This is a genomic window from Castellaniella defragrans 65Phen, from assembly GCF_000612685.1.
In the GTDB taxonomy this organism is placed as follows: Bacteria; Pseudomonadota; Gammaproteobacteria; order Burkholderiales; family Burkholderiaceae_B; genus Castellaniella; species Castellaniella defragrans.
Map to the genome: position 1 here is coordinate 2309529 of NZ_HG916765.1, position 25551 is coordinate 2335079.

A 25551-nucleotide genomic window follows, 5' to 3' on the forward strand; every position below is an offset into this window, starting at 1 on the left:
GCCCGCTGGAACGCCGCGCTACGGCCGGACGAACTTCATTTTAAAATCGAACGCGATCTTCCCCATCCGTTTCATCCGGGCCGCCCACGCCGCCGCGCGGAAATAGACACCCCGGCGCCCCGTCATGGCGGCATAGAACAACAGATCGGGCTTCCATATCCCCAGCAAGGACCGGAATTCCCTCAGGAGGACCACCATGTCCCGGAGATAGGCCTCTTCCCTGGACTCCGGGATGCGGTATCTGGTATTGATCACGCCATACAGCGCCGATTGCGCATATCCATACAACGGCATGCCATACCAGCGGCGGTAATCATCATGCTCGCCCAGGAAGTCCTTGAGACGCCGGCACTCGTGGATCACCGCGAAATGGCCTTCGTTCCTGGTGTTGATGCTCGACTGCGGATGCTGCCTGTAGTTGTAGACGATGTCCGGCATGAAATGGAAGGAGCCCGCGCACACCATCGCCTTGATGCTCCACAGCAGGTCCTCATGATAGACGAGCCTGGGGAATTCGAGCCCGTGCTTTTCCACGAACCGCCTGCCATAGGCCTTGTTCCATGAGATGTGCAGGTTCCGGATGGCCCCCTTCCTGACGTCCGGATCGCTCAGGTCCGCGGCCTCGTCGCGCAGATCGACATACCGGTTCGGGATGTTCGGTATCCTTCTGCCATCCGCCAGGGCGCGCTGATGATTGAACATCAGCAGATCGGGGCGCCACTGGCGCAGGCGATCCATCACCCGCCGGATCGCTCCGGGCTCGAACCAGTCGTCGCCATCCAGGAACATGAAGTAGTCGCCGGACGCCTGGCGCATGCCGATGTTGCGCGCTTCCCCGGGCCCCACGTTCTCGTCGTTCGAGACGAGCCTGAGCGGCCATCCCCGCCCGTCCATCAATTCATGGACGACCTCGCCCGTGCGATCCGTCGACCGGTTGTGGACGACGAGCACCTCGCAATCGGGGTCATCGAAGCACGCGCAACTGGCGATCGCCTGCTCGATGTAGTCCTCGTTGTTGTATGCGACGACGATTATGGACAATAGCATTGCGGTAGCATCCTCGCATGGCTGCACGCCGGATGGTCGAAAAAATCGGGATGCCCGATGAGGAGAGCCTGATCCTGCATGCCGGATCAGGAACGGTTCATCCAATATTCCCTGTCATCCTGGGCATGCAGGGACTGGAGGGTATAACGATCCGCCAGAATGCCGATGACCAGGCTTTCGAGATGGCGCAGGATCCTGGCATCGCCGCGATACAGTTTCTGCAGATCGTCCAGGTAGTAGATCACGAGATCGTGGATCGTCAATACATCCCGGCTGCCCGTGATCCTTTGCGAATAGTCCACGGTACGGGCCTCGTCGAAGTATCTGCGAAAATAGATTTCATCCTCCAAGTAGCGCACTCCGCCATGCCAGAGAAGGCGACTCAGCATCACGTGATCCAGGCCTCTGACGTGCCTGAACTCCAGGTCGTCGAGGCAGTATCGCCGAAAGACGGAGTAAAACATCGTGCAGTTGGTCAGCAGTCTGACTGACTGCATATACCTTTCCACGCGCCTGCGGCTGAAATCGTAGATGGCGTCCGGCATGGGCACGGGCTCCGATTCGCCGACGAAACGGAATGGCCGGCCTGCTGCCAGGGCAACGCCGGGGTCTTCATCCAGACACCGCACGGATTTTTCCAACAGCGCAGGGGATATATGATCGTGCGCACCGAGCCACATGAAATACTCGCTCATGGAATTCCTGAGCAGGAACTCAGTGTTTTTCGCCGCGCCAATATTTTCCGCGTGCCGATACAGCACGAACCGCTCGTCGCCGGCGCAACGATCCTGGATCAGATCCCAGCTGCCATCCGATGAGTGATTGTCGCAAACCAGATACTTCACTTCACCATAGGTCTGTGCTTTCAGGGAATCCAGCATCCGGTCCAGGTATCCCGCCTCGTTGTATACGGGAACCCCCACGCAAAGTTTGCAGGCTCGATCGACTAGCATGCGCCCCCCCACTGACAAAATACGTCACTCATCTTCAACTCCATCATGCGTTCACTTTGACACCAGACCCGATTCCAGCAACGCGCGTCTGGCCTGGATGGCATCGACCCGCATTTCCTCCGGCGCATCAAAGGGGCGGCCATCGATCCAGAACAAAGGATCCTGACCCTCCGGCATTCGGCCGTTGCGCAGGCAACCGATGTGCCAGGCATTGAAAGACTCGGTATACGCCAAGCGCGAAGGCGGAAAGCGTCCTCCCCGGAAGCCGACGTCGTCCTGGGTAGTCGTCAGCGTCCCCTTGCGATAGGAAAGCAGAGAAAGCGGCTCACGGACCTGCAGGATCGACTGCGGACCGTAGACAAGCCGCAGCCGCCAGAAGAACTCGGCATCGGCGCCCATGCGCACTCCGCAGTCCCAGGCGCCGGTTTCCCGCAACACCCTGGCCCTCCGGAACAACAGGGAAGAATAGTTGAAGTGGACCGGGTCGGCGTGGCTGCTGGTATTGATCGAGCCATCATCATGAATACGCACGGCGCAGGACGTCGTGGCGATCAGATTTTCGTCGCGCAGCAGGGGCGCCATCTGGAATTCGAGCTTGAGGGGGTGTGACCAGTCATCCGAATCGAGACATGTCACGAATTCACCACGCGCATGACTCAAGCCGATGCTTTTAGCCAGATAAGTGCCGACATTGTGCCGCAACCGCACCATGCGCACGCGAGGATCCCGATCAGCCCATGCCTGTATCAAATCAGGTGTATCGTCGCCGCTGGCATCATCCACGACGATGACCTCCAGATCCTCGTAAGTCTGGCGCAGTGCGGACTCGATCGCAGCGGAAAGCCGGGTTCCCGCGTTGAAAGATGTCATCAAGACGGTGACGAGCGGTCCATGCCTGCCGGGCAGCGCGGCCGGGACCGCGACATTGCAAGGATTGAGCGGCAAAGAGGCATCCAGCGGTGCCAGGGGGGGCATGCCATAGGCGCCCAGCACGCGGCTGAGCAGATCGGCCTGCTGCGCCGGAGGGACGACGTCCAGCGCCATCCGATACAGGTAAAGCTCGGGATATCGGCCGGCCAGTCCCTCATCCAATGCCGCTTCCAACACGGCCCTGGCCTGGTCCATGCACCCCGCCCGCTGCAGCAGCAGTATGCGCAACGTCGGCGGCAGTTCGTGCAGCGAATCCCCGGCCAGAGCGAGAGATTCGCGAGGTAGATAAAACGAGAGGTGCTTGGCGATGGAGAGTCGCAGCGTCTTCGGAACATCGTCCCAGGGAACCGACGCCAGCAGTTCCATGACTCGCGCGTCCTGACCGCAGGCAGCCATCGAAATCACGGACGGCAGCAGATGACGCCCGATGTACTGTGGATCGGCGGACCGCAGCGGCAACGCGGCGACCGTCGCGTACATGCCCAGTCTGAAATAGGCCCAGGGTTGCCAGATGCCTGTTTCGTCGGTCGGTCCGGATCGGGTCAGCGCCAGCGCGCGCGCGAACTCATCACGATCCGCATAGTTTTGGGCACGAAGCGTCCCGGACATGTGTCACCCTCAAGATCAAGATACTCAGTTTCATATCCGTTTCAGGAACCCGTCGGGCGCCACCGTGATCTGCAGCTTGTCGTGCATGCCCCGGTCGATCTCGAACTCCGGGTGCCGCTCCAGATACGCACGCACCGCCGTTTTCGGATTGTTTCCCGGGTCCCACGGACGGTCCTCGAAAAAGCCCGGCGGCATGTCCTCCACGAAGGTATCGAACACCACGCAATAACTGCCTACGCTCACCAGCGGCGCGTACGCGTCCAGCTCGGCCAGCACGTGCTCGTGCGTGTGATTGCTGTCCAGGCACACCATCACCTTCGAATGGCCCGCCGCCAGGCCGCGCACGCGCTCGACCGTCTCGCCGGCAACGCTCGAGCCCTCGATCATGTGGATGCGGGAGGCCATCGGATGCCTTTCCATCGCGACGCGGTTGTGCGCCCGGATGTCGATATCGATGCCCAGCACCTTCCTTTTCGAGACTCGAGGATCGAACGACACGCCCGCCTCGATCGCATCGCACATGTCCAGCAGCGCCAGCATCGAGGCGCTCAACGCCAGCGACCCGCCATGGGCGATGCCTGTCTCGATGATCAGGTCCGGCCTGACCGCCCAGATCAACTCCTGCATCGCCACCATGTCCTGGGGATACTGAATGATGGGCCGGCCCATCCAATCGAAGTTGTAGACGTACTTGCGCGCCATGGACTCGCGCAGCCAATCCTGGGACAGGCGCTTGAAGTCCTCGTCCCGCCCGTACCGGACGATGCGCTCGGCCCGCTCCTGGTGGAACGCGGCGATGGGGTCTTGATTTGTCATGTGATGAACCAGTATGAGTGATTTATTGATCGAGGCATTTCCGGAATTCCTCCACCAGACCAGGCACCGTGGCGAGCACCGGAGCCGGCGCAAAACCGAACTCCTCCCGGATCCGGACGATGTCGATCGGCGCGAACCGGTATTCGCGCGCATCCGGCGCGCGCCCTACCTCGCAGCCCGTCACCCGCGCCAGCGTGTCGCACCAGTGCTCATGCGTGAGATTGATGCCGCTGGCGACGTTGTAGACTGGCGCCTCCCCGTGCAAGCCGATCCGCAGGATCAGTCCGACGGCGTCGCGCAACAGGATGTAGTCCTTCTCGGAACTCGGCGCGCTTCTGAGCGTGATGCGCCCCGAGAGCGCCTCTCGGATCAGTTCCGCATGGAAATTATGGCTATGCGGGTCAACACCCACGACGTTCGAAAGGCGCGCGACGCGGCAACGCGGCTTGCCCGAATGCAGACAGATCGCCTCTCCCGCCAGTTTCGACAGGTTGTAAAGATCGGAAGGATCGCCGGGATTGACGGCCAGGGGCGCATCCTCATGCGTACGGCCCGAGCCTGCGTACACGCGCGTCGAGGAAAGATAAAGCATCGACTGGAAGCGCTGGCGCTCCAGCAAATCCGCAAGCAGCGACACATGCGTCCGCACGGTATCGAATGGCCGGCTGCGGAAGTCGGCCGTCATGCCGATGCAGTAGAACACATGCCCCAGGTCCATGGCCGGGTCGGGACGCTCGTCTCTGCCGGGTGCATGAACCTCGTGGCCCGCATCAACCAGCGCCCGCGTCAGCGCCCGACCGATGAACCCGCTCGCACCGAACACCGTGCAGCGGCTCATGACCGGCTACCCAGCTGCCGCAAGGGATTGCCGCCATACACGCCATAGGCCTGCAGCTCCCCGCGCACGACACTGCCCGCAGCGATGACCGCGCCCCGACGCACGCACGCGCCATCGAGCAGCACGCAATTGGCCCCGATCCAGACATCGTCTTCGATCACGATGCCGCCCTTGCCGGGCCGGAATCCCTGGCTGCGGATCAGCCGATCGCGCGACCGGTATTCATGATTCACAGGCGCGAACGTGCAATTGGCCGCGATCGCCACGCTATCGCCGATGACGATCCCGTTGCCGGTGTAGAAGACGCATCCCGAGTTGATCACCACATCGGCGCCGACGACCATGTCGCCTGTGCCCCCCGCGGGCTTGACCTTCACGAAGGCATCGACCACCGAGCGCTCGCCGATGACGATCCGCGAGCCCCTGACGGAGTCCTCAATGTCGGCCAGGGCAGACACGACCGCGGATGGGGCCACATCGATCATGCGACCTCCAGCCGCGGCACCGCGGTCACGAACTTCGTCCCCAGCTCGGCCAGATGCCTGTTCTGCTCCCTGACTTCGGCCGCAATGTTCCACGGCAGGATCAGCACGTAGTCCGTCCGCCGCTCGGCCAGCGCCTGCGGCGCCAGGATCGGAATATGGCTGCCCGGCAGGTACTTGCCCTGCTTGGCGGGCGCCGCATCGCACACGAACGGCAACAGATCGGGTTTCACGCCCGCGTAATTCAGCAAGGTATTGCCCTTGGCCGCAGCGCCATAGGCCGCCACGGTCTTGCCCAGGCGCTTTTGCTCCAGCAGGAAACCCAGCAGTGCATCTTTGACCTGGTCGGCGCGCGCCTGAAAGGCCTGGTAGGTGCTCAGATCCAGCAAGCCGCCTTCGACTTCCAGGCGCAATATACGTTCGACTTCGGGCTGTGCCGCAAACGCCGCAGCCGCATGGCAGCCGTAGACCCGCACGCTGCCGCCGTGCGTGGGCAGTTCCTCGACATCGTAGATTCGCAAGCCGGCCGCCTCGAAGATCCGTTGCGCCGCGTGGATGGACAGGTACGAGAAATGCTCGTGATACACCGTATCGAACTGCGCATGCTCGATCAAACGCAGCAAGTGCGGGAACTCAAGCGTGATCGTGCCCCCGGGCTTGAGCGCCGCCGCCAGACCGCGCGTGAAATCATTGATGTCGGGCACGTGCGCGTAGACGTTGTTGCCCGCGATCAAGTCGGCCTGGCGGTCTTCGCCGGCCAGCCGGTGGCCCAGCGCCTCGCCAAAGAACTCGCGCAGCACCGGTACGCCGATGGCCTCGGCCGCCGCCGCCGTGCCAGCCGTGGGTTCGATGCCCAGGCACGGAATGCCGGCGGCGACGAAATTCCTCAGGAGGTAGCCATCATTGGAGGCGACCTCGATCACGAAGCTCTGATTGTCCAGGCCCAGACGTCGGGTGATCGCCTGCGCGTACCGCTGCGCATGGGCGAGCCATCCTCTGGAAGTGCTGGAAAAATAGGCATAGTCCGGACTGAACAATTCGTCCGCGCGCGCGTAGTCTTCAGTCTGCACCAGCCAGCACTGATCGCAGACGCGGATCTTCAGCGGAAACCAGATTTCGGGCCGGTTCAGATCCTCGGCCTTCAGGTAGGCGTTGGAAGGCGGCGCAAAGCCCAGATCCAGGAAGGTATGGCGCAGGAGCGCGCCGCAATGGCGGCAATTCATGAATTCAAGTCCAATCCGGTGAACTCCGGTGCTATCCCGGGATGATGGCGGTCGCGCTCGGATTGCAGCGCGATCGGCAGAGGCCATTCGATCCCCAGCGCCGGGTCGGTGGCCGACAGTCCGTCCTCGGCCTGAGCGGCGTAGGGCTCGGTGTGCAGGTACAGCAGTTCGCAATCGTCGGTGAGCGCCTGAAAGCCGTGCGCCAGGCCCTCGGGAATCAACAGCGCATTGCCATTGTCGGCGGACAATTCCACGGCGCGCCATTGCAGGAAGGTGGACGATCCGGCTCGCAGATCCAGGCCCACGTCCCACACCGCGCCGCGCAGGCACGTCACGAGCTTCATCTCGGCGTGCGGCGGATGCTGGAAGTGCATGCCTCGCACCGTGCCCCGCGCTTGAGTCCAGGTGTGGTTGATCTGGGCCACGGGCTTGCGCCAGCCGGCGGGCGCCAGTTCTTCGGCGCAAAAGAGCCGCGACAGGAATCCCCGCTCATCGCCCAGGCGCTGGCGCCGCACGACGCGCAGACCCTCGATGCCGGTTTCCGTGATGGTGAAGCGGCTCATGATGCCGTGCCTGCCGCCTCGAAGGCCTGGATATCGGCCTCGCACAGGGCTCTGGCATCCGCGCCCTCGCATTGGCGGCGATACCAGGTCATCGTGCGGCTTACCGATTCCTGCAGGCCCCAACGCGGCCGCACCCCCAGCTCCGTGCGGGCACGGGCGACTTCCAGCGCCAGCCAGCCGGCCTCGTGCGGTCCCTCGGCCCCATCGCCCCATTGGACGTCGCCACCGCCATAGGCCAGCCGCGCCTGGCCGATCACCTGTCGCACCGTGGCAGCCTCGTGGGTATGCGGACCGAAGTTGTAGGCACCGGCCAATGCCGGCTGCCCATGCAGGATCTCGGCCAGCCGCAGGTAGGCTGCCACTGGCTCCAGCACGTGCTGCCAGGGCCGGGTCGCCTGCGGACGGCGGACCGGCAGCGCCTGGCCGGCCCGCCAGCAGCGCACCGCATCGGGAATCAGGCGGTCGGCCGCCCAGTCGCCTCCGCCGATCACATTGCCCGCCCGCGCCGAGGCCACCGCCACGCCCTGGGAGGACAGCCAGGCATCGCGGTAACTGGCGATCACCATCTCGCTGGCCGCCTTGCTGGCGCTGTAGGGATCATGCCCGCCCAGCGCATCGTTCTCGCGGTAGGGATACGGCTGCTCCAGATTGCGGTAGACCTTGTCGGTGGTCACCATCACGGCGGCCCGCACGCTCTCCAGGCCGCGCAGCGCATCGAGCACGTGGACGGTGCCCATGACGTTGGTGGCATAGGTCGCCGGCGGATCCTCGTAGCCGGCGCGCACCAGCGCCTGCGCGGCCAGGTGAAAGACGATTTCGGGTTCGGATCGACGCACCCGATCCTTCACGGCCCGCCCATCGCGGATGTCGATGAAATGGCTGTCGCACAGCTCGCCCACGCGCGCCAACGTGTACAGATTCGGCGCGCCGGCCGGCGGCAGCGCGATACCCGTCACCCGCGCGCCCAGCCGGTGCAGCCACAGCGCCAGCCAACCGCCCTTGAACCCCGTGTGGCCGGTCAGCAGCACCCGCCGGCCCCGCCAGAAGGCAGGATCAGGATTGACCGGGGTGGAGCCGTCCGTGCGCATCATGCCCAGGTCTTCCACGGCGCCTGGCCCGACACCCACAGGTCCTCCAGCAGGTTCTTTTCCCGCAAGGTATCCATGGGTTGCCAGAAGCCGCTGTGCTCGAAGGCCATCAGCTGGCCGTCGCGCGCCAGCGAGGTCAGCGGTTCGCCCTCCCAACTGGTCTGGTCGCCCGCGATCCGATCCAGGCATGCGGGCGAGAGCACGAAAAAGCCGCCATTGATCAGTCCGCCGTCGCCCCGCGGCTTCTCGGTGAAGCCCGCCACCCGGTCGCCATCGCGTTCGAGTGCCCCGTAGCGCCCCGGCGGCTGCACCGCCGTCACCGTCGCCAGGCGGCCATGCTGCCGGTGAAACCGGACCGAAGCACCGATATCCACGTCGCTGACGCCGTCCCCATAGGTGAAGCAGAAGGCATCCTCGTCTTTCAGGTAGTCGCCCACCCGCTTCAGGCGCCCGCCCGTCAGAGTCGTCTCGCCCGTATCGACCAGTGTCACCCGCCAGGGCTCGGCATGCCGCTGGTGCACTTCCATGCGGTTGGTGCTCATGTCGAAAGTCACGTCCGACATGTGCAGGAAGTAGTTGGCGAAGTACTCCTTGATCACGTAGCCCTTGTAGCCGCAGCAGATCACGAAGTCCTGGATGCCATGATGCGAGTACATCTTCAGGATGTGCCACAGGATGGGCTTGCCCCCGATCTCCACCATCGGCTTGGGCTTGAGGTGCGTTTCCTCGGAGATGCGGGTGCCCAGCCCACCGGCCAGGATGACTGCTTTCACGGTAAGATCCTTTGAGTCGGCGCCATCATCACGGACATGGATGCCATCCAGCGAAGGGGAAACAGGGGCGAAACCGGCCCGGCGCCTGCATGCAGAGAGTATAAGGAGCCAAGCCGCGCCGCAATCCCATGAACAGGCACTCGAACCTTCCACTTTCCTGCCCACGCATTCGCTCCGGCGAAGCACGGGCGTTCTTGGAACGACACGGCACGGAACACATCAGACAATGGAAGCGATTTCTCTGGCGCATCAGGCAAACGCATGGCGGGCCGAACCCGGCGGCCGCCCCAGAGCCAGGATAGGCATCCGCCTCCCGCACAACGCCGTCAGCAACCAGTTCACGCTGCTGCTGCGCGGGCTGGCGGACCACCACGAAAAAATCGAGGCATTCGCAATCACGAAACTTCGGGAGTTTGAAGAAAACCGGGCATGGTACGAGCAGGCGCTGGACGGGCAACGGCTGATCCACTATTCCGATCTGGAACATGATCTGCTGAGCTGTCTCGATGCGGTGATCCTCCCGGAGTCCAATCATGACATATACGGCGAATTCCCCGAAGATGTGATCAAGATCGGCCTGCCTCACGGCGTGGACATCCCTCTCCGGAATACCGTGATCGGTTATGGGGGCGGCTACTGCTTCGACTACATCCTCGGGATTAGGCAGGAGACCCGGCCGGACCGGACCCGCTTCGAGGGCCTTTTCCCCCGGGCACTCCGCAACCATGCCCTGGACTCCATCTGCGAAATACCCTTCGGCTTTCCGAAGCTGGACGAGTTCATCCGCGAAGTCACTGCCCAAGAGCAGCGGCAACCGCGTGCCATCGTCTACCATCTTTCCAGCCTGGCCCTTGAAAATCCGGGGTCCTTGAAGCTGATCGAACCGACCCTGAAGAGACTGCTGGACAACTTCCCGGCGCACCGGATCGTCTTCCGGCCCATCATGTCCGACCGCGATCATGCCATCGTGGTGGCCTGCCGCGAACTGGGGTCTTCCTACGGCAACTTCCACTTCAGCGACGCCGATTCCTACATCCCCGATTATGCGGCGGCGACGGCCATGGTCTGCCATCGCGCCTACAGGCTGCATCTGTTCGGCCTGGCCACGGGCCGTCCGACATTCCTGTGTCACCCGGAGGGCGAGCCCGCAGTGTCAGACGACCCGACCGTCGTCGTCTGCCCGGAAAGCCGGCTGATCGATGAGCTCAGGGCCTATGTCGATCGAACTCCGTCCGTCGTGCCCGTGTCCGAACGCATGGACCACTGCCGCAAGGCCGGGATCCACAATCCAGGCGCGTCCATCGCATACCTCGCCAGTGCCATCGACGACATCCTCCGGGGAAAGGCGCGCCCGGACTGGCGGCGCCATCGCCTCGATCCGGAAGTCCATCCGGATCCCGCCCTGAAAACGCACCTGGCCGTGCAGCTGGCTTCCGCCCGGCCTGCGAACATGGCGTTTCTGGCGCTCGCCGCCAAACAGCCGGAAAATCCTGAAGCCCTGCTATTCATCGCGGACAGCTATGCAAGGGCGGATTTCATGCCGTCGTATTACTATCCGATGGCCTTGCACCATTTCCGCACACTCGCGGACCGGAAAGACCTGTCTTCGTTCTTGAAAAACCGGATGGCCCGCTGGTGGGAATATCGAGGCCGGCACATTCTCGACGACATGCTGCAGGCCTCGAAATCCAGCGGTATCGCGCTCCCAGGCGAGATTCTCTCCCTTCAAAAGGACTGGTCGCATACGAATCATCCGGATGATGGCGAAGCCCGGGATGAAACGGCATTCATCAAATTCGAGACCTTGGTCGACCTGCGGACGCCGAAGCTCGTTCATCATGCTGGCCCGCTCGTCCTCTATGGCGCCAGGAACCTGGCACGCGACTTTCTGACGCACAGACATGCGGGCAACAGAAACATCCTCGCAATCGCAGACCCCGACCCCAGGATGCAAGGCCAGAATCTGGCGGGCCATGCCATCCAGGCACCCGATACGCTGCCCGAAAACGACGTCCCCATCCTGATCTGCTCCTATGACTACCTCCCGGACGCTTTCAGGGACATCCGCCAGTCGCTGGGGCCTGATCGCACCATGTACGCCATTTGCAAAGACCGCATGATCGCCGACCTCCTGCCACTGTTGGACACCCTGCAGCTTCCTTTCAACGATTGACGCGCTTCCTGGATATCCATATGATCTGCCGCTGTTCTGGAGGGGTTGGCACATGGTGATCTGGCTGATCGGGCTGTCCGGCTCGGGCAAGACGACGCTGGGCAGCGAAATGGCCCGCCAGCTCCGGGCGCGGCACCCCAATACCGTGCTGCTGGACGGCGACACGCTGCGGCAGGTCTTCGCCTTCGACCGGGGCAGCGACCCCTATACCGTGGAGGGCCGGCGGCTCAATGCCGAGCGCATCGCAGCCTTGTGCGAGATGCTCGACCGCCAGGGCATTCACGTGATCAGCTGCATCCTGTCGATCTTTGCCGACATGCGGAAGGCCAACCGAACCCGGTTCAGCCGCTACTTCGAGATCTTCATGGATGCGCCCCTGGAAGCGCTGCGCCAGCGGGATGTCAAGGGCCTGTATGCAGCCGCCGACTCCGGCAAGATTCCCAACGTGGTCGGCGTGCACATCCCGTTCGAGCGCCCCTCGGGATCGGACCTGGTGATCGACTCGTCCGGAGATGCGCCGGACGTTCCCGCCCTGGCAGCACGGGCACTGAAACAGGCCGGCCTGGACATGGGTGCCCCGGCATGACAGGCGCGCCCTACCTCTACGCCTCGGGCGATCTGCTGGAAAACAGGAATACCTATTTCTATACCCCGTTTGGCGGACAGGACTTCCTGCGCGCCTGGCGCGACCAAAGAATGGCCATCCTGGCGGCATGCGACCCCAGCCCAGGCGGCACTGCCCAGACGCCGGAACGTCCGGCGCCCGTCATCCAGATCCTCCAACGCCTGAAAACGGCACTGGCTGCAGCCTCGCTCCCGGCCGCCGACCGCCTTACGCTGGATCGAATCCTGCAGCGCTTCGAGGTGTCCAAGCGACTGCACGACGACTACACGGCGGCCTGGAAGCCGCAGGATCCGGCCCGCTACCACGGCCCGGAACGCTATCTCCTGCTGGCCGAAGTGCTGGTGCGGGCAGCGGCATCGGCCGCCGACCTGCGTTATCTCAACGGCCTGCTGAAATGCGTCGATACGCTGACGTCGGACGGCATGGCGGCGACAGCCATCCGATCCGGCGCGGCTCGGCTGAGAGCCATCCTCGACCAGGAACGGCAGCTGGTCGATCGCATCGCCACGCGTTCGCAGGCTCCGCATGGACAGGCCGCAGCCGCAATCGAGCCTCTGCGGCCACGCACCGCGTCGATCACGCTGCACGGCATCGGCCTGGCCGCCGCCCCTACCGCCCGATCCCAGGCCTACGTCCAGACCCTGGCGGCTTGCGGCCTGCACCCGGAATTCGTCCTGCTGCTGGGCGATCACTCGCCAAAGCCCGCCATTGCCGCTCCCCGACCCACGCGCCACTGGCATGGCATCCCGCTCGTGGACCTGGACGAACCCGTCATCGCCACCTGCCGACGGGCCGGCATCCCGACCCATGCGATCCAGGCATCCAGCATCAACGAAGCGCCCGCGCTGGATGCCCTACGGCGGCTGCGGCCGCACACGCTGATCTATTCCGGCGCGGGCGGCCAGATCGTGTCACCCGAGGCGCTGGGCATGGAAACCCGGTTTCTTCACATGCACGCGGGCCACATTCCCGAATACCGGGGCAGCACCACGATCTACTACGCCCTGCTGAACGGCGAACGACCCGCCGTGACGGCGATCTTCCTGGACGCCCGCATCGACACCGGCGGCATCCTGGTCCGCCGCAGCTACCCCATGCCGGAGCGGAACATCGACATCGACCGCGTCTACGATGCCTCGGTCCGGGCCGATACGCTGGTCCGGCTGCTGCACGACTACGCCGCCACCGGGTCGTTTCCCGTGCCTCGTCCCCAGGCGCAGGATGAAGGGGCGACCTATTTCGTCATCCACCCCGTCCTCAAACACCTGGCCATCCTGAGCCTGCCGGACCACGAACATGGCTGATGATCCGATGGACTGCGCATTCACGTTCGGCACCAAGGCCGAAACCCTGAGCAACTTGATGGGCCGCATCCGGTCGGGCGCCATCGGCGAATCGGCGCACTTTTCCTGCGAGCAGTGGCTGGCGGACCCCGAGCGGGTACTGGCCGGCCTCCAGGCGAAATTCGGCAGCCGGACCGTTGCCGTGCGCTCGAGCGCCCTGTCGGAAGACGCGGCGAACTCGTCCATGGCTGGCGCGTTCCTCAGCGTCCTGGACGTGCCCGCCTCGGACCTGAACGCCCTGGACGCGGCGATCCGGCAGGTTGTGCGGTCCATGACGGGGAATCCCAAGGACCAGGTGCTCGTCCAGGCGATGGCCCAGGACATCGTGGTCAGCGGCGTGGTCATGACCTACGACATGGTGCACGGCGCACCGTACTTCTGCATCGACTACGACGACGAGACCGGACGCACCGACGCGGTGACCAGCGGGAACGGCGTCCACAAAAGCCTGTACGTGCATCGGGAGTGTCCCGAACACCTGATCCGGTCGGAGCGCATCGCAGCCATCCTGCGGCTCGCGCGCGAACTGGAACGGATCTGCCATTGCGCCGCGCTGGACATCGAGTTCGGCCTGGATGGCCGAGGCGGGATGCATCTGTTCCAGGTCCGCCGCATCGCTCTGGCCCGTAACTGGCATCCCGTCACGGAACGCCGCGTCCACCGCCAGCTGACCCAGGCCGAGCGGTTCATCGAACAAGCCTCCCGGCCCCGGCCGGGAATTCTGGGCGCCCGCACCATCCTGGCCGTCATGCCGGACTGGAATCCGGCCGAGATCATCGGTACCACCCCGCGCCCGCTGGCCGCGTCGCTGTACCGGCATCTGATCACGGAGCGGATCTGGAGTCGGGCACGCGCCCGGATGGGCTACCGGGACACCGGATCCGCCGAATTGATGGTCACGATCAACCATCACCCTTACATCGATGTGCGCCACAGCTTCAATTCGTTCCTGCCCGCCACCCTGCCGGACGAGATCGGAAACCGGCTGGTGGATGCCTGGCTGCAGCGCCTGGAAGAGCATCCCGAATTCCACGACAAGATCGAATTCGAGATCGTGCCGACCTGCCTGGATTTCCGCTTCGACGCGGCATTCCCGGAACGCTATCCCGGCCTGCTGCAGGCCGGCGACCTGGTCCGATACCGCGAATCGTTGCGCCGCCTCACGCTCGACAGCCTTCGGCCCGTTCCGGACAATACCCTGGATCTCGCCCTGCAAAACGCCGGCCGCCTGGACGAGGAGCTCTCGCGCACCCCCCCAGCGGGCCCCGATCTGGACCAGGCGGCGCATCTGCTGGATCGCTGCAAGGCATCCGGCACGCTGCCTTTCGCCGTGGCGGCCCGCCATGCCTTCATCGCGGAAACCCTGCTGCGGTCCGCCGTCCAGCGCCAGGCCCTGACGCAGGACCGGCTGGCCCATTTCAAGCGCGGCATCACCACCGTGACCCGCGACCTGCTGACGGACTACCAGGCCGCCGGCGCGGCCGGTGCAGGCTCCCGGGCCCGCTCGGACTTCTTCCGCCGCTATGGCCACTTGCGGCCGGGGACGTATGAAATCACGTCCTTGCGCTACGACGAGCGCGACGACCTGTTCGCGGACATGGATCCCGGCACGCCGGTGCCCGCGGCGGAGGCCTTCGCCCCCACAGCCCCGGAAATCCGCGCCCTCGACACCCTGCTGTCGGAAGCAGGATTGGGAGAAATCGACGCCCGGACCCTGTTCGCCCATGCCGCCAAGGCCATCGCCGCCCGCGAGCGGATCAAGTTCGTCTTCACCCGATGCCTGTCGGATGCGCTTTCCGCCATCGTCCGATGGGGCGCCTCTCACGGCCTGTCCCGGGACGATCTGTCCTTCCTGGACTGGGACTCGATCCGCGCGTCGCGCCACCAGGCCATCATGGACGACATGGATCGCCACTACCTCGGCCTGGCGGACCAGGCGCGGCGTTCGATGGACGCCGCCCACGCCCTGCGCCTGAGCCATATCCTCTTGAGCGGCCGCGACATCCACGTGGCCACGCTGAACCGCAGCGTGCCCAATTTCATCGGCCTGGGACACGCGACGGGCGCCGTGGTGCGGCTGAGCGCCAACACGTCCTCCACCATTCAGGTCCAGGGCCGGATCGTCTGCATCGAAAACGCGGATCCCGGATTCGACTGGATCTTCACCAAATCTCCCGGCGCCCTGGTCACCCAATATGGCGGCGCGAACTCCCACATGGCCGTGCGCTGCGCGGAACTGGGCCTGCCGGCGGCCATCGGTGTCGGGGAGCAGATCTATCGCCGCGTATCCCATGCCCATCACGTGGAGCTGAACTGTGCGGAAAAAATCCTCCGCCCCATCGAAGCGGCCTGACGGGATCCGCATCGGCCTGACCATGCGCATCACCTCGGCGCCGAACTACGCAGAACCGAGGGATGCCATCGCCCAGGACTGGGCCACGTTTCTTGCCGCAGCGCTGCCCGAGGCAAGCTGGCTGCCGCTGCCCAATCTGGGTCGGGAACGCATCCGCGCCTACTGCGAATCCTGGGGCGTGAACCGCCTCATCCTGACGGGCGGAGACGACATCGGTGCCACACCCCTGCGCGACGAGACCGAACAGGCCCTGCTGGAATGGGCCAGCGAGGCGTGCCTGCCCGTGCTGGGCGTCTGCCGCGGCCTGCAGCTCATGGCCGTGCGGGCGGGATGTCCGCTGATACCCGTGCGGGGCCACGCCGGCACACGGCATCCGGTCACCGGCCTCATCGCCAAGGACGTGAACAGCTTCCACACGTATGCGCCGCAGGCCTGCCCCGCGGGCTTCGAGGTGCTGGCATCGGCACCGGACGGCGCGATCGAAGCCATGCGCTGCACCGGCAAGCCCTGGGAGGCCTGGATGTGGCACCCGGAACGCGAACCCGCCCCCTTTGACCCGACCGACCGACTGAGACTCCGGAAGCTGTTTCTATGAAAGCCATCATCCTGGCCGCCGGGCGCGGCAGCCGCATGCGTCACATGACCGATGACCGCCCCAAATGCCTGGTCGAATTCCAGGGACGCGCGCTGCTGGACCGCCAGATCGGCGCCCTGCACGCCGCCGGCATCCAGGACATCGGCATCGTCACGGGCTACCGCCGCGAGATGCTCGCCGACCGCGCGACTCGCGAATTCCACAACCCGCGCTGGGCGCAGACCAATATGGTCGCATCGCTTGCCTGCGCCCACGAATGGCTGTCCCGGGAACCCTGCGTCATCAGCTACTCGGACATCTTCTACGAGCCCCATGCCGTATCCCTGCTGATGGACTCGCAGGCGGCCCTGGCCATCACCTACGATCCCGACTGGCTGGACATCTGGCAGCGGCGCTTCGCCGATCCGCTATCGGACGCGGAAACGTTCCGGCTGCGCCCGGATGGCACGCTGGCCGAAATCGGCCGCAAGCCCGGCACCGTGCAGGAAGTCCAGGGGCAATACATGGGGCTGCTGCGCATCGGTCCCGCCGGATGGTCAGAAATCCAGCGAATCCGCGAGGGCCTGCCGGATGCCGATCGGGATGGAATGCACATGACGGGGACGTTGCAGGCCGTCGTCCAGGCGGGCCGGGTGCCTGTCGAGGCGATTCCTTATCGCGGAGCCTGGGGGGAGATCGACAGCGAGACGGATCTGGCCGCTTATGTCGGATAGCCTTGGCGAACAGGGCCACGCCTCACAGCTCTTTGAAGCGCGCGTCGCAGATGAGCAGTCCGGCGCCCTGGTCCTCGCGGTCGCGGTAGTCGTCGCCGCGCGCACCCCTGGGATGGCCGACCCTGGATGAACTGATGGCGCAGAACCGGCAGGAACACGAGCGGAGCCATGCCAGGAAACCACAATTCCACCCCTGAAGACCTGCTTCATACCCCCAGGCGGCGGACACTTTTATCCGTCCGTACACCCCAGTCTGGCGGGACGGTGGGGGCATGCTCAGAATGAGGCTTCCCGCATCCGGAAGCTCGCCATGCCAGCCCGCAACACCGCGTCGCCCGCCACCGCTGCCAGCGACGATCACGACAGCCCTTGGAAAGAAGCACTGGAGATATTCTTTCCGCACGCGATCGAATTGCTGGCCCCGGCGCTGCACACGGAAATCGACCCCGCCGCTGCCCCCGACTTCCTGGACAAGGAACTGCAGGCCATCGTCTTGCCGGGCAAGAAAGGCCGCCGCTTCGTCGACAAACTGGTGCAGGTGCGCCTGCGCGGCGGCAGCGATGCCTGGCTGCTGATCCATGTCGAAGTCGAACGGCGCCTGCGCGGCCGCCAGGCCCTGACCCTGTTTTCCTGGCGCATGTACGAATACCGCCACCGCATCCAGACCCGCCTGATGCGCCAGCGCGGCCAAACCCTGCCGCCGCAGGTCTACAGCCTGGGCATTTTGCTGAACAACCCCGGCGTAGGCGACCAGTTGGTCTACACCGACGAACACCGGGGTCAAGGAGTGCGATTCACCTTTCCTGTCGTAGAATTGGAATCATGGCGCCCCCGCTGGGATGAACTGGAATTCCTGGCACCCGGCAACCCGTTTGCGGTGGTGGTCATGGCGCAGCTGCTGGCCAACCGCTACCGGGACAAGCGCACGCGGCTGGGGCCGAAGTTCGATCTGGCGCGCAGCCTGCGGCGATACGGCTATGCGCCAGAAACCGCCAGCCAGATCTACCGGCTGATCGAATGGATGATCACGCTGCCCAAGGACCTGGAACCGGAATACCTGCGGGCGGTCAGTGCCCTGTCGGAGGAAAGCAAGATGACATACGTGACGCTGATTGAACGCGAAGGCATCAAACGAGGCCGTGCCGAGGGCCGCGCCGAAGGCCAGGCCGATCTGCTGCTGCGCCAGATCCAGCGCCGTTTCGGCGCAGTGGACGAGGCCACCGTCCAGCGCATCCGCAGCGCCCAGGCGCAAGGCCTGGAAACCTGGTCGCTGAACATCCTGGACGCGGAAACCCTGGAAGACGTGTTTCGGGGCTAGTTGCGCTCCTCCTGTCGCCTACCCAAGCACAAGGCTCGGCGCGCTTTTGGCGCATGGGCCTGTGAAACGAGGCATTTTCGCAAACAGCCGATCAAACCTGGAGGCTGGCAACGGGGGGGAGGGGCTGACAGACGGTCATGAGTACAATGATGGGGCCCCGCGCCTCCGCCACGCCTCGCTCATGAGATGACTCCACCAGCCGCCGCCCAAGCCGATCTGTTCCGCCACGTCAGTGCGGAAAAAGCCGCGCTGTACCGCTGCATCATGGAGTGCTTTGCCGCCGCCAAGCGGCAGTTCCGGCTGCATCTTCGCCCCGATGAAGTGCTGGAAGACGGCGACTGGTCGGCGCTGGCCGGCCCGGCCGCGCCGCGGCTGGAAGAGATCCAGGCGGCGCTGGCGCAATTGGCCGAATGGGGCAACCTCGAATCCCAGCCGGACACCGCCCGCGTGGCCAGCATCAGCGATTTCTACCGCGCGCGCTTCGTCTACCGGCTCTCGCTGGGCGGCGAGGCGGTGGAAGCGGCGTTGACGGCCTTCAGCCGCACGCTGCGCCGGCGCGCCGAACTGCAGACCATCGCGCTCGAGGACATCGCCCACCGCCTGAAGGCGCTGCTGGCCTTGGCCGACAGCGCCGAGCCCGACACCGTCAAGGTGCACGAGACCCTGCGCGACCTGGTGCGCGTATTCGAGAGCCTGGCCGACAACGCGCAGGCCTTCATGGCCGGCGTCGGCCGCGGCGTCGAACTGCAGCAGGCCGAAGCCGCGGCCGTGCTGGCCTACAAGCGGCGGCTGATCGACTACCTGGAACGCTTCATCGGCGACCTGGTGGCCCGCTCCGGCGGCATCGCCCAGCACATCCTCGCGCTGCAGCCGCGCATCGATGCGCTGCTGTGGCTTGCCGCCCAGCGCCAGGCCCGCGACAGCGCGCCAGGCGACGAGGCCGGGCAGATCGACGCGGTGGCCCGCGGCTGGCAGGCCTGGCGCGAGCGCTGGAAGGGGCTGCGCCGCTGGTTCCTGGCCACCGGGCACGCGCCGGCGCAGTCCGAACTGCTGCGCGCCAAGGCGCGCGCGGCGATCCCGCAACTGCTGTCGGCCGTGGCGACCCTCAACGAGCGCCGCAGCGGACGCAGCGACCGCTCGGCGGACTTCCGCATGCTCGCCGGCTGGTTCGCCGCCTGCGAGGACGACGTCCAGGCCCATCGCCTGGCGCGCGCGGCCTTCGCGCTCAACCCGGCCCGCCACTTCTCGCTGAACCCCACGCTGGCGCCCGGCGCGCGGGATCTGCCCGCCAGCACGCCCTGGGCCGAAGCGCCGCCGCTGCGCATCCACCCGCGCCTGCGCGAATACGGCCAGGCATCGCCGCGCGGCGCGCTGCCGCGCGTGCAGGCGCGCGACGCCGAGCGCCAATTGCTGGCCGCCCGGCTGCATGAGGAGCACGCGCAGATCGAAGCCGCCCGCCAGCGCCTGGCCAGCGGCCGCGGCACGCGCCTGTCCGAACTCGGCACGCTCGACCCGCATGCCTTCGCCCTGTTCCTCGCCTTGCTGGGCGAAGCATTGACCGCGCAATCCTCGCCCGACGCCGAGGTGGACGTCCCCAGCGGCGACGGCCTGCTGCGCATCCGCCTGCGGCCGCTGGCCGCGGACAGCCGGGCCACGATCCACACCGCCGCCGGGTCGTTCAGCGGCCGCGATCATCTGGTCACCATCACCCGCACGGAAGCAGCACCATGATCCGCAGCGACAGCCGCGCCATCGGACGCCAGCAGGCCCGCCACCGCGACGACGAACGCAGCCAGGCGCTGCGCGCCCTGCTGATGACGCCGCTGATGACCCCGGCCCATGACGGATTTGCTGCCGTACGCCGCCATGCCGACGAACTGCGCGCCTGGTTCGCGCGCGAGACCGGCTGGACGCTGCACATCGAACGCGACTGCGCGCGTCTGTACAAGCGGCCGGCCGACCTGGACGACGCCAGCCGCGGGCTGCCCGGCTACGAGCGCAGGCGCTATGTACTGCTGTGCCTGGCCTGCGCGGTGCTCGAACGCGCCGACCCGCAGATCACCCTGCGCGTCCTGGGCGAGCGGCTGCTGGCGCTGGCCGCCGATCCCACGCTGGAATCGCGCGGCTTCCGCTTCACCCTCGGCGCCGCGCACGAGCGCCGCGAACTGGTCGCCGTCTGCCGCAGCCTGCTGGAGCTCGGCGTGCTGCAGCGCGTCGCGGGCGACGAAGAAGGCTACGTGCGCGGCGGCGGCGAAGCGGCCGAGGGCGCGGACGCGCTGTACGACGTGCGCCGCCGGGTCCTGGCCGGGGTGCTCGCCGCGGTGCGCGGCCCGTCCACCTGGCCCGCCGAGCAGGCCCCGGCGGATCTGGCGGCGCGCCTGGCATCGCTGGTCGCCGAGCATCAGCCCGACAGCGAAGAAGGACGGCGCACGGCCCTGCGCCATCATCTCGCGCGCCGTCTGCTGGACGATCCCGTGGTCTACCTGGATACCCTCGACGCCGAATTGCGTGCCTATTTCATCAACCAGCGCGGCGCAATGGCCAACCGCCTGTGCGAAGCCGCCGGACTGGTCGCCGAGCAGCGCGCCGAAGGCCTGGCTCTGGCGGACGAAGACGGCGAACTGACCGACATCGCCATGCCGGCCGAAGGCACCGAGGCCCACGTCACCCTGCTGCTCGCCGAGTTCCTCTCCCGGCCGCGGGAAGCCGCCGATCCGATTAGCCACGACGACGTCATCGCCTTCCTCGCCGAGGCCCGCGAAGCACACGGCAGCTACTGGCGCAAATCGGCGCGCGAGCCCGGCGCCGAGCGCGAGCTCGCCAGCCTGGCGCTGGAGCGCCTGCGGAAACTGCAGCTCGCGACCTGCGACGACACCCACGTCCGGCCCCTGCCCGCACTGGCGCGCTTCGCGCTGGGCGAGGCCGACATCCGCCAGCCGGCCGCGCCCGCGGCCGCCCATCCGACCCTGTTCGAATGACCGACACCGCCTCCCCGTCCCTGCCCGTCCCCGCCCGCGCGCGCTGGCAGCCCCTGCGCCTGGGGCTGGTCGAGCTCTTCCACTACGACAGCGAGGAATTCTGGTTCCACGACGGCCACCTGCTGCTGCGCGGCAACAACGGTACCGGCAAGTCCAAGGTGCTCTCGTTGACCCTGCCGTTCCTGTTCGACGCCCAGCTCAAGCCTTCGCGCATCGAGCCCGACGGCGATGCCAGCAAGAAGATGGCATGGAACCTGCTGCTGGGCCGCCACGACCGCCGCATGGGCTATGCCTGGCTGGAGCTGGGACGCGTCGACGCCGACGGCCGGCCGCACTACCTCACGCTGGGCTGCGGCATGCTGGCGGCGGCCGCGCGCGCCCAGGTCGACAGCTGGTTCTTCGTGCTCGACCGGCAGCGCATCGGCCAGGACCTCTGGCTGATGAGCCCTGCGCGCGTGGTGCTCACGCGCGAACGCCTGCGCGACGCGCTGCAGGATCACGGGCAGGTGTTCGACACCGCCACCGCCTACCGGCGCGCGGTCGACGAGCGCCTCTTTCACCTGGGGCCGCAGCGCTACGCCGCGCTGATGGACACGCTGATCCAGCTGCGCCAGCCCCAGCTTTCCAAGAAGCCGGACGAGGCCAGTCTTTCCAACGCGCTGACCGAGGCGCTGCCGCCGATCTCCGGCGAGCTGCTGACCGACGTCGCCGACGCCCTGAACCAGCTCGAGGAATACCGCCGCGAACTGGAGGAGTACGAAGCCCTGGAGCATGCCGTCGTCCAGTTCAACCAGCGTTACCAGCGCTACGCCGCCACCCAGGCCCGGCGCCGCGCCCGCAGCCTGCGCAGCGCGCAGACGGGCTTCGACAACGCCAGCCGGGAACTCAACGAGGACCGCCTCGCCCTGGACACCGCGCGCACGGACGAAGCCGGTGCCCTGCTGGCGCAGCAGCGGGCGGAGACCGCGCTGGCCGGCCTGCGCACCCGGCTCGACGAACTGCAGAACGACCCGGCGATGGCCGACGCCAAGGCCCTGGACAAGGCCGCCGCCGATGCCGGCCAGCGCCAGCACGAGGCCGATGCCGCCCTCGGCGAACGCCAGCGCCGGCAGGCCCGTTTCGAGCAGGAACAGCAGGCCACCCGCCAACGCGCCCTGCGTGCCGAGGACGGCGGCCGCGCACTGGCCGATGCCCGCGCCCAGGCCCGCGAGGCGGCCGGGGCGGCCGGCCTGGCGTCCATCTACGAAACCAGCCCCCTGGCCTGCGCCGACGCGCAGGCCTTGACTGCCCCGGTGCTGGAATCGGCACAGCGGGAATTGCGCCACACCGCAGCAACCCGGCGCGAGCAGGTCGCACACCTGCAGCGCCGCTGCGACGAAGCCGAGCAGGCTGCGCAGGCCCGGGACCGCGCGCAGGACGCGCGCGACGAACGCGCCGACGAGGCCGAGGCCGCCGCCACGCGCCGCGAAGAGGCCGACGCCGCCGTCGAACGGCAGGGCCGGGACGCACTGGAAGCCTGGCAACACCATCTGGATGAAGCACGGCAGCTGCGGGTGCCCGACAGCGGCGGCGTCCTCGAAGCGCTGGCCGCCTGGACCGCGAGCCTGCAGGGCGACAACCCCGCGCGCACCGCCCTGCACGCGGCCCAGCAGGCCGCCAGCCTGCGGCTGGCCCAGCGCCAGGCCGCGCTGCAAGCCGAGCGGCACGCCCTGGAACAGGAACAGGCCGCGCTGCATGCGGAGCATGCGCGCCTGCAATCCGGCGACGACACCCAGCCCCCGCCGCCGGCATGGCGCGCGCCCGATGCGCGCGCGGGCCGGGCCGGCGCCCCCTTGTGGCAACTGGTCGAATTCGCGCCGGCCGTGCCGGCCGGACTGCAGGCCGGGCTCGAAGCCGCGCTGCAGGCCTCGGGCCTGCTCGATGCCTGGGTGACCCCCGACGGGCGCTTGCAGGATCTCGATGGCGCGCCGCCGCCCCATGACACCCAATGGCTCGGCCGGCCGTCGCGCCCGGATTCCCTGGCTGCCTGGCTGCAGCCGGCGGCGCCGGCCGATGCCACGCCGGCGGTCGCCCCCGCCGTGCTGCGGCGCCTGCTCGAAGGCGTTGCCTGCGGCGAGCGGGACGACCCGGCCGCCGAGGCCTGGATCGGCCCCGGCGGCCGCTTCCGGCTGGGCGCATTGGCCGGTGCCTGGCACAAGCCCCGCGCCGAGTTCATCGGCTACGCGGCGCGCGCCGCCGCCCGCGCGCGGCGTCTGGCCGAAATCGCCCAGCGGCTGGAGATGCTCGACGAGGCGCTTGCGCAGCTGCGGGCCGGCTTCGCGCAACTCGATGCCGATCAGCGCCAGGCGGCCGGCGAATGGCGATCCGCGCCCACCGACGATGCCCTGCGCGCCGCGCATCTGCAAGCCAGCACGTGCGTGCGCGAGTTCGGCGAGGCCAGGCTGCGCCTCGACCAGGCCGAGCAGGCGTTGCGCCAGGCCAGCCAGCAGTGGGAAGCGGCCAGCCAGACCCTGGAACAGGACGCCGCGGATCTCGCGCTGCCGCCGGCGCGCGAAGCCCTGCGCACCATCGATCAGGCGCTGCTCGCCTTCGGCGACCGGCTGCATGCCCTGGCCGGCGCCGCGCGCACCTGCCACGACGCGCTGGCCGAACACCGGCAGCAGGTCGAACGCGAACGGCAGGCCCAGGCCGATGCCGAACAGGCGGCCGAGCAATCGGTCGAACGCGATCTCCTGGCCGAAAACGCCCGCATCCGCCTGCAGACGCTGCGCGAATCCGTCGGCGCCAAAGTCGAGGAACTGCAGCAGCGCATCCGGGACGCCCGGCTGGCCGTCGTCCGCGCAGAGGCGGAACGCAAGTCGAGCGACGAAGCGCTCCGGCATGCGGGCGAGGCGCGCGCCAGGGCCGAACAGAAGGTCGAAGCCGCCGAGGCCGTCCTGGCCGAGCGCATCGACACACGCCAGCACGCCATCGCGCACTGGCAGGGCTTCGCCGCCACCGGGCTGCTCGAAATCGCGCTGCCCGATGCCGAACTGCCGCCGCACACCGCGCCCTGGACCATCGAACCCGCCCTGGCACTGGCACGCCGCGCCGAACAGGCGCTGCTGCAGATCAAGGACGATGACGACGCCTGGAACCGCGTGCAGAACCAGATTTCGCAGGACTACACCGAACTCGGCCGCGCGCTGGCCGCGCTCAGCCACCGCGCCCAGGCCGAAACCAGCGATTTCGGCCTGATCGTCAGCATCGTCTACCAGAACCGGCCCGAGCGCCCCGACCAGCTGGGCGCGCGCCTGGCCGGCGAGATCGCGCAGCGCCGGGAGCTGCTGACCGCCGGCGAACGCCAGGTGCTGGAGAACCACCTGCAGGCCGAGATCGCCAGCGCCATCCACAAGCTGCTGCACGATGCCGAGCGGCAGGTGCTGGCGATCAACGAAGAACTGGCCAAGCGCCCGACCTCCACCGGCGTGCGTTTCCGCCTGCAATGGGAGACCCTGCCGGAAGGCGGCGAGGACGGCGCCCCGGTCGGCCTCAAAGCCGCCCGGCAGCGCCTGCTCAACACCAGTACCGACCTGTGGAGCGCCGAAGACCGCCGCGTGGTCGGCGAAATGCTGCAGCAGCGCATCGCCGCCGAGCGCAGCCGCGCCGATGCCGACCAGGGCGGCAGCCTGCACGAGCAGCTGGCGCGCGCGCTCGACTATCGCCGCTGGCACCGCTTCCGCGTCCAGCGCTGGGACGGCCAATGGCGCCCGCTGTCCGGTCCGGCCTCCAGCGGCGAGCGCGCCCTGGGCCTGACCGTGCCGCTGTTCGCCGCCGTCTCCAGCTACTACTCCCAGGCCGATTCCACGCATGCGCCGCGGCTGGTGCTGCTCGACGAGGTCTTCGCCGGCATCGACGACGCCGCCCGCCATCATTGCTGGGCGCTGATCCGCGAATTCGACCTCGACTTCGTGGTCACCAGCGAACGGGAATGGGCCTGCTCCGCCGAACTGCCGGGGGTGGCGATCGCCCAATTGCAGCGCCACGAAGGCATCGACGCGGTCCACGTCTCGCGCTGGACCTGGGACGGCCAGGCCAGGCGCCAGGCATCCGACCCCGACCGCCGCTTCCCGCCGGCCGCCTGAGCGGCCC

The 25551-nt window shown here is 66.9% G+C and carries 20 protein-coding genes; 10 read left to right on the forward strand and 10 right to left on the reverse strand.

Annotated elements, in window-relative coordinates; genetic code table 11:
- Positions 1–18: 18 nt before the first annotated feature.
- The 10 genes from BN940_RS10330 to rfbF all read right to left on the reverse strand — a co-directional run bounded on the left by BN940_RS10330 (position 19) and on the right by rfbF (position 9322).
- Entirely contained in the window at positions 19–1041 is a 1023-nt protein-coding gene (locus tag BN940_RS10330) for a glycosyltransferase family 2 protein (protein WP_158386279.1), read from the reverse strand.
- A gap of 92 nt (positions 1042–1133) precedes the next feature.
- Positions 1134–2000 (reverse strand): glycosyltransferase family 2 protein, encoded by an 867-nt coding sequence (locus tag BN940_RS10335; protein WP_052355779.1) that lies wholly within the window; start codon positions 1998–2000, stop codon positions 1134–1136.
- A 51-nt stretch (positions 2001–2051) separates the two neighbouring features.
- Positions 2052–3539: a glycosyltransferase family 2 protein gene (locus BN940_RS17970; RefSeq protein WP_052355780.1), complete on the reverse strand. Its 1488-nt coding sequence runs from the start codon at positions 3537–3539 to the stop codon at positions 2052–2054.
- 30 nt (positions 3540–3569) lie between these two features.
- Positions 3570–4355, reverse strand: coding sequence for a cephalosporin hydroxylase family protein (locus tag BN940_RS10345; RefSeq protein WP_043682752.1), 786 nt, complete (start codon positions 4353–4355; stop codon positions 3570–3572).
- A 22-nt stretch (positions 4356–4377) separates the two neighbouring features.
- Positions 4378–5193, reverse strand: a complete 816-nt coding sequence (locus tag BN940_RS10350) for an NAD-dependent epimerase/dehydratase family protein (RefSeq protein WP_043682755.1) — start codon at positions 5191–5193, stop codon at positions 4378–4380.
- The gene (locus tag BN940_RS10355; RefSeq protein WP_043682756.1) at positions 5190–5678 is read right to left on the reverse strand and encodes an acyltransferase; all 489 of its coding nucleotides are present in this window, start codon (positions 5676–5678) and stop codon (positions 5190–5192) included. Before BN940_RS10355 ends, BN940_RS10350 begins: the two co-directional genes overlap by 4 nt.
- Entirely contained in the window at positions 5675–6898 is a 1224-nt protein-coding gene (locus tag BN940_RS10360) for a class I SAM-dependent methyltransferase (RefSeq protein WP_043682757.1), read from the reverse strand. The genes BN940_RS10355 and BN940_RS10360 overlap by 4 nt, the downstream gene beginning before the upstream one ends.
- Complete coding sequence (locus tag BN940_RS10365; protein ID WP_043682758.1) at positions 6895–7461, reverse strand: dTDP-4-dehydrorhamnose 3,5-epimerase family protein; 567 nt, start codon at positions 7459–7461, stop codon at positions 6895–6897. Before BN940_RS10365 ends, BN940_RS10360 begins: the two co-directional genes overlap by 4 nt.
- Entirely contained in the window at positions 7458–8552 is a 1095-nt protein-coding gene (gene rfbG / locus BN940_RS10370; protein ID WP_242404175.1) for a CDP-glucose 4,6-dehydratase, read from the reverse strand. The genes BN940_RS10365 and rfbG overlap by 4 nt, the downstream gene beginning before the upstream one ends.
- On the reverse strand, positions 8549–9322 hold the full coding sequence (gene rfbF / locus BN940_RS10375) for a glucose-1-phosphate cytidylyltransferase (protein WP_043682760.1): 774 nt from the start codon (positions 9320–9322) through the stop codon (positions 8549–8551). The genes rfbG and rfbF overlap by 4 nt, the downstream gene beginning before the upstream one ends.
- Before the next feature lie 226 nt (positions 9323–9548).
- Between rfbF and BN940_RS10380 the strand changes: the two genes are divergently transcribed.
- From BN940_RS10380 to BN940_RS10425, 10 genes are all read left to right on the forward strand, one after another.
- Complete coding sequence (locus BN940_RS10380; protein ID WP_043682762.1) at positions 9549–11495, forward strand: hypothetical protein; 1947 nt, start codon at positions 9549–9551, stop codon at positions 11493–11495.
- Positions 11496–11547: 52 nt separating this feature from the next.
- Positions 11548–12081, forward strand: a complete 534-nt coding sequence (locus tag BN940_RS10385) for an adenylyl-sulfate kinase (protein WP_043682764.1) — start codon at positions 11548–11550, stop codon at positions 12079–12081.
- A complete protein-coding gene (locus tag BN940_RS10390; protein WP_043682765.1) occupies positions 12078–13424 on the forward strand; it encodes a formyltransferase family protein in 1347 nt (448 codons plus the stop codon). Before BN940_RS10385 ends, BN940_RS10390 begins: the two co-directional genes overlap by 4 nt.
- On the forward strand, positions 13417–15816 hold the full coding sequence (locus tag BN940_RS10395; protein ID WP_043682769.1) for a PEP-utilizing enzyme: 2400 nt from the start codon (positions 13417–13419) through the stop codon (positions 15814–15816). The genes BN940_RS10390 and BN940_RS10395 overlap by 8 nt, the downstream gene beginning before the upstream one ends.
- 22 nt (positions 15817–15838) lie before the next feature.
- Complete coding sequence (locus BN940_RS10400; RefSeq protein WP_084330637.1) at positions 15839–16411, forward strand: gamma-glutamyl-gamma-aminobutyrate hydrolase family protein; 573 nt, start codon at positions 15839–15841, stop codon at positions 16409–16411.
- Positions 16408–17124, forward strand: coding sequence for a phosphocholine cytidylyltransferase family protein (locus tag BN940_RS10405; RefSeq protein WP_043682772.1), 717 nt, complete (start codon positions 16408–16410; stop codon positions 17122–17124). The genes BN940_RS10400 and BN940_RS10405 overlap by 4 nt, the downstream gene beginning before the upstream one ends.
- Before the next feature lie 310 nt (positions 17125–17434).
- Positions 17435–18442, forward strand: a complete 1008-nt coding sequence (locus BN940_RS10410; protein ID WP_043682776.1) for a DUF4351 domain-containing protein — start codon at positions 17435–17437, stop codon at positions 18440–18442.
- Positions 18443–18628: 186 nt separating this feature from the next.
- Positions 18629–20173, forward strand: coding sequence for a TIGR02677 family protein (locus tag BN940_RS10415; RefSeq protein WP_043682779.1), 1545 nt, complete (start codon positions 18629–18631; stop codon positions 20171–20173).
- A complete protein-coding gene (locus tag BN940_RS10420) occupies positions 20170–21420 on the forward strand; it encodes a TIGR02678 family protein (RefSeq protein WP_043682782.1) in 1251 nt (416 codons plus the stop codon). Before BN940_RS10415 ends, BN940_RS10420 begins: the two co-directional genes overlap by 4 nt.
- Positions 21417–25544, forward strand: a complete 4128-nt coding sequence (locus BN940_RS10425; RefSeq protein WP_043682784.1) for a TIGR02680 family protein — start codon at positions 21417–21419, stop codon at positions 25542–25544. Before BN940_RS10420 ends, BN940_RS10425 begins: the two co-directional genes overlap by 4 nt.
- Positions 25545–25551 lie beyond the last annotated feature (7 nt).

Bases quoted from the DNA above. Each gene is read 5' to 3' on its own strand.
- BN940_RS10335 (WP_052355779.1), bottom strand. From the start codon at position 2,000: ATGCTAGTCGATCGAGCCTGCAAACTTTGCGTGGGGGTTCCCGTATAC.
- BN940_RS17970 (WP_052355780.1), bottom strand. From the start codon at position 3,539: ATGTCCGGGACGCTTCGTGCCCAAAACTATGCGGATCGTGATGAGTTC.
- BN940_RS10345 (WP_043682752.1), bottom strand. From the start codon at position 4,355: ATGACAAATCAAGACCCCATCGCCGCGTTCCACCAGGAGCGGGCCGAG.
- BN940_RS10350 (WP_043682755.1), bottom strand. From the start codon at position 5,193: ATGAGCCGCTGCACGGTGTTCGGTGCGAGCGGGTTCATCGGTCGGGCG.
- BN940_RS10355 (WP_043682756.1), bottom strand. From the start codon at position 5,678: ATGATCGATGTGGCCCCATCCGCGGTCGTGTCTGCCCTGGCCGACATT.
- BN940_RS10360 (WP_043682757.1), bottom strand. From the start codon at position 6,898: ATGAATTGCCGCCATTGCGGCGCGCTCCTGCGCCATACCTTCCTGGAT.
- BN940_RS10365 (WP_043682758.1), bottom strand. From the start codon at position 7,461: ATGAGCCGCTTCACCATCACGGAAACCGGCATCGAGGGTCTGCGCGTC.
- rfbG (WP_242404175.1), bottom strand. From the start codon at position 8,552: ATGATGCGCACGGACGGCTCCACCCCGGTCAATCCTGATCCTGCCTTC.
- BN940_RS10380 (WP_043682762.1), top strand. From the start codon at position 9,549: ATGGAAGCGATTTCTCTGGCGCATCAGGCAAACGCATGGCGGGCCGAA.
- BN940_RS10385 (WP_043682764.1), top strand. From the start codon at position 11,548: ATGGTGATCTGGCTGATCGGGCTGTCCGGCTCGGGCAAGACGACGCTG.
- BN940_RS10390 (WP_043682765.1), top strand. From the start codon at position 12,078: ATGACAGGCGCGCCCTACCTCTACGCCTCGGGCGATCTGCTGGAAAAC.
- BN940_RS10395 (WP_043682769.1), top strand. From the start codon at position 13,417: ATGGCTGATGATCCGATGGACTGCGCATTCACGTTCGGCACCAAGGCC.
- BN940_RS10400 (WP_084330637.1), top strand. From the start codon at position 15,839: ATGCGCATCACCTCGGCGCCGAACTACGCAGAACCGAGGGATGCCATC.
- BN940_RS10405 (WP_043682772.1), top strand. From the start codon at position 16,408: ATGAAAGCCATCATCCTGGCCGCCGGGCGCGGCAGCCGCATGCGTCAC.
- BN940_RS10410 (WP_043682776.1), top strand. From the start codon at position 17,435: ATGCCAGCCCGCAACACCGCGTCGCCCGCCACCGCTGCCAGCGACGAT.
- BN940_RS10415 (WP_043682779.1), top strand. From the start codon at position 18,629: ATGACTCCACCAGCCGCCGCCCAAGCCGATCTGTTCCGCCACGTCAGT.
- BN940_RS10420 (WP_043682782.1), top strand. From the start codon at position 20,170: ATGATCCGCAGCGACAGCCGCGCCATCGGACGCCAGCAGGCCCGCCAC.
- BN940_RS10425 (WP_043682784.1), top strand. From the start codon at position 21,417: ATGACCGACACCGCCTCCCCGTCCCTGCCCGTCCCCGCCCGCGCGCGC.